Here is a 3,071-nt window from a genome sequence, read left to right as displayed (position 1 = left end):
GCCGGGGTGGATGTCGACTGGACGGCGTGGGTGGGTGGTGGCCGGTTGGTGGATCTGCCGACGTATGCCTTCCAGCACCGGCGTTTCTGGTTGCCGGCGGGTCGTTCGGTGGTGGACGCGGCCGGGCTCGGACTGGACCCGGCGCACCATCCCCTGCTCGGAGCCGCCGTACGCCTGGCGTCACAGGACGGGTGGGTGCTGACCGGGCAATTGTCGCTGCACTCTCACCCGTGGCTGGCGGACCACGCCATCTTCGGCACCGTGCTCCTCCCCGGCACCGCCTTCGTCGAACTGGCACTGCACGCTGGTGAACAGGCCGGTTGCGAGGTGCTGGAGGAACTGACGCTGGAACGGCCGCTGGCGCTGTCGCCGGACACACTGGTGTCGGTCCAGGTCTCGGTGGGCGCCGCCGACGAGGCCGGGCGGCGGACGATCGCCGTGCACTCCCGGCCCCAGGACAGCGAGGGCGAGTGGGACCGCCACGCCGTGGGCGTCCTGGCACCCGGCACCGGCTTCTCCACGGAACGGCTGGAGACGGCGTGGCCGCCGGCCGGCGCGCAGCGCGTGGACGTGACCGAGGGCTACGACCGTCTGGCCGGAGTGGGGTACGGCTACGGGCCGACCTTCCAGGGCCTGCGCGCCACCTGGCGGGTCGGTGAGGAACTGTTCGCCGAGGTGCGACTCCCCGGCGAGGCCGACGCGTTCGGTGTCCACCCGGCCCTGCTCGACGCCGCCCTGCACGCGCTGCTCACCGACGATCTGAGAGTGCCGTTCTCGTGGGGCGGGGTGCGGCTGCACTCGGTGGGTGCCTCGGTGCTGCGGGTGCGGCTGACCCCCCAGCCGGGCGGTGCCGTGCGGGTGGCCGCGTTCGACGGGGCCGGGCTGCCCGTCGTGACCGTGGACGAACTCCGCCTGCACCCCATGTCCCGCGAGCAACTGGAGCAGGTCGGCTCGGCGGCAGCCGATCCGCTGTTCGAGGTGCGCTGGATGGACGTGCCGACGCCGGATGATGCCGGGGAACTTCCCTCGGATGTCCGGGTGGAGCATGTCCAGCCCGGCGGTGATGTGCGGGTGCGGGTCGGGGAAGCGCTGGCGTTGGTGCAGGATTTCGTGGCCGATTCCGTCGATGGGCGGCTGGTCGTGGTCACGCGGGGTGGGATGACGGGTGTGGCCGATCCGGCGACGGCCGGGGTGTGGGGGTTGCTGCGGTCGGCGCAGGCCGAGCATCCGGGTCGGATCGTCCTGGTCGACGTACCGGCCGGCGAGGACGCCGATGTGGCTGCCGTCCTCGCCCTCGGGGAACCGCAAGTGGCCGTGCTCGGCGGGCGGTTGTACGTCCCTCGGCTCTCTCCGGTCGCGGTGCGGACCCCAAGCCCGCCGGGACTGGACACGGATGGCACGGTGTTGATCACGGGTGCCGGGGGTGCGCTGGGTGGGCTGGTGGCCCGGCATCTCGTGGAGGAGTACGGGGTACGGCACCTGCTGCTGCTCGGACGGCGTGGTGGCGAGAGCGCGCGGGACCTGGTGGCGGAGTTGGGGGCCGCTGGTGCGTCGGTGCGGTTCGTGGCGTGTGATGTGGCCGATCGTGAGGCGCTGGCGGAGGTGCTGTCCCGGATACCTGCCGAGCATCCGCTCACTGGTGTGGTGCATGCGGCGGGTGTGCTGGACGACGGTGTGGTGACGGCGCTGTCGGCGGAGCGCGTGGACGTGGTGATGCGTCCGAAGGTGGACGGGGCGCGCTGGCTGCACGAGCTGACCCGGGACGCGGATCTGGCGGCGTTCGTCCTGTTCTCGTCGGCAGCGGGCGTGCTCGGCACCGCCGGTCAGGGCAACTACGCGGCGGCGAACGCCTTCCTGGACGCTTTGGCGGTGGAGCGTCGTGCCGGGGGGTTGGCGGCGACGTCGATGGCGTGGGGTTTGTGGGCCGGGGACAGTGCGATGACCGCGCATCTGGACGAGGCCGACTTGGCGCGTCTGTCGCGCACGGGATTGGCGCCGATGTCGGCGCGGCAGGGTCTGGCCTTGTTCGACGCGGCGCTTGCCGCCGACCGTGCCACCGTGGTGCCGGTCCGGCTCGACCTGCCCGGGCTGCGCGACCGCGCCACCCAGGACAAGGACGCCCTGCCCGCCGTGTTCAGGTCGCTGGTGCGGGTCCCGGTGCGCCGGGCGGTCGCGCCCGGTCCCGAGGAGTCCTCCTCGTGGGCCGACCGCATGGCGGCGCTGGACCAGGTGGAACGTGCGGCGGCGCTGGCGGAGTTGGTGGGAACGCAGGTGTCCCTGGTGCTGGGGCACGGTTCGGCCGCCTCGGTGGATCCGGAGCGGGCGTTCCGGGAGATGGGCTTCGATTCATTGACGGGGCTGGAGCTGCGGCAGCGGTTGCAGACCGCGACCGGGCTGCGGCTGCCCTCGACGCTGGTCTTCGACTACCCGACGCTCACAGCGCTCGCCGGCTATCTGGCCGAGCAGATCACGGGCACGTCCAGCGGGCCCGCCGTGCCGGTGCCGGTCGGGGGCGTCGCGGACGACGACCCGATCGTCATCGTCGGCATGGCCTGCCGGCTGCCGGGCGGGATCGACTCCCCGCGGGAACTGTGGCGGACGGTCGTAGAGGGCGTGGACGCGACCTCGGAGTTCCCCGCCGACCGCGGCTGGGACCTCGCCGGCCTCTACGACCCGGACCCGGACCACCTCGGTACCAGTTACTCCCGCCGGGGCGGCTTCCTGACCGGGGCCGGGGACTTCGACGCGGAGTTCTTCGGGATCAGTCCGCGTGAGGCGGCGGCGATGGATCCGCAGCAGCGGCTGCTGCTGGAGACGTCGTGGGAGGCGCTGGAGCGGGCCGCCATCGACCCGTCCTCGCTCCGCGGCAGCCGGACCGGCGTGTTCACCGGCCTCATGTACCACGACTACGGTTCCTGGCTCCCGGAGGCCACCGAGGACGTAGAGGGGCTGCTGATCACCGGCAACAGCGGTGGGGTGGCCTCGGGCCGGATCTCGTATCTGCTGGGTCTTGAGGGTCCGGCGATGACGGTGGATACGGCGTGTTCGTCGTCGTTGGTGGCGTTGCATCT

1 protein-coding gene is annotated in these 3,071 nt (G+C 72.4%); it reads left to right on the top strand.

Translation table 11 applies throughout. The features are described from left to right. Window positions 1–48: 48 nt before the first annotated feature. A partial coding sequence (locus ACZ4W9_RS40175) for a type I polyketide synthase (protein WP_467944199.1) occupies window positions 49–3,071 on the top strand: 3,023 nt, incomplete at its 3' end.

It is taken from the genome of Streptomyces sp. NPDC029296 (genome assembly GCF_055569255.1).
The sequence above is the reverse complement of the archived record's forward strand: the minus strand, read 5'-3'. Positions and strand labels throughout refer to the sequence as shown.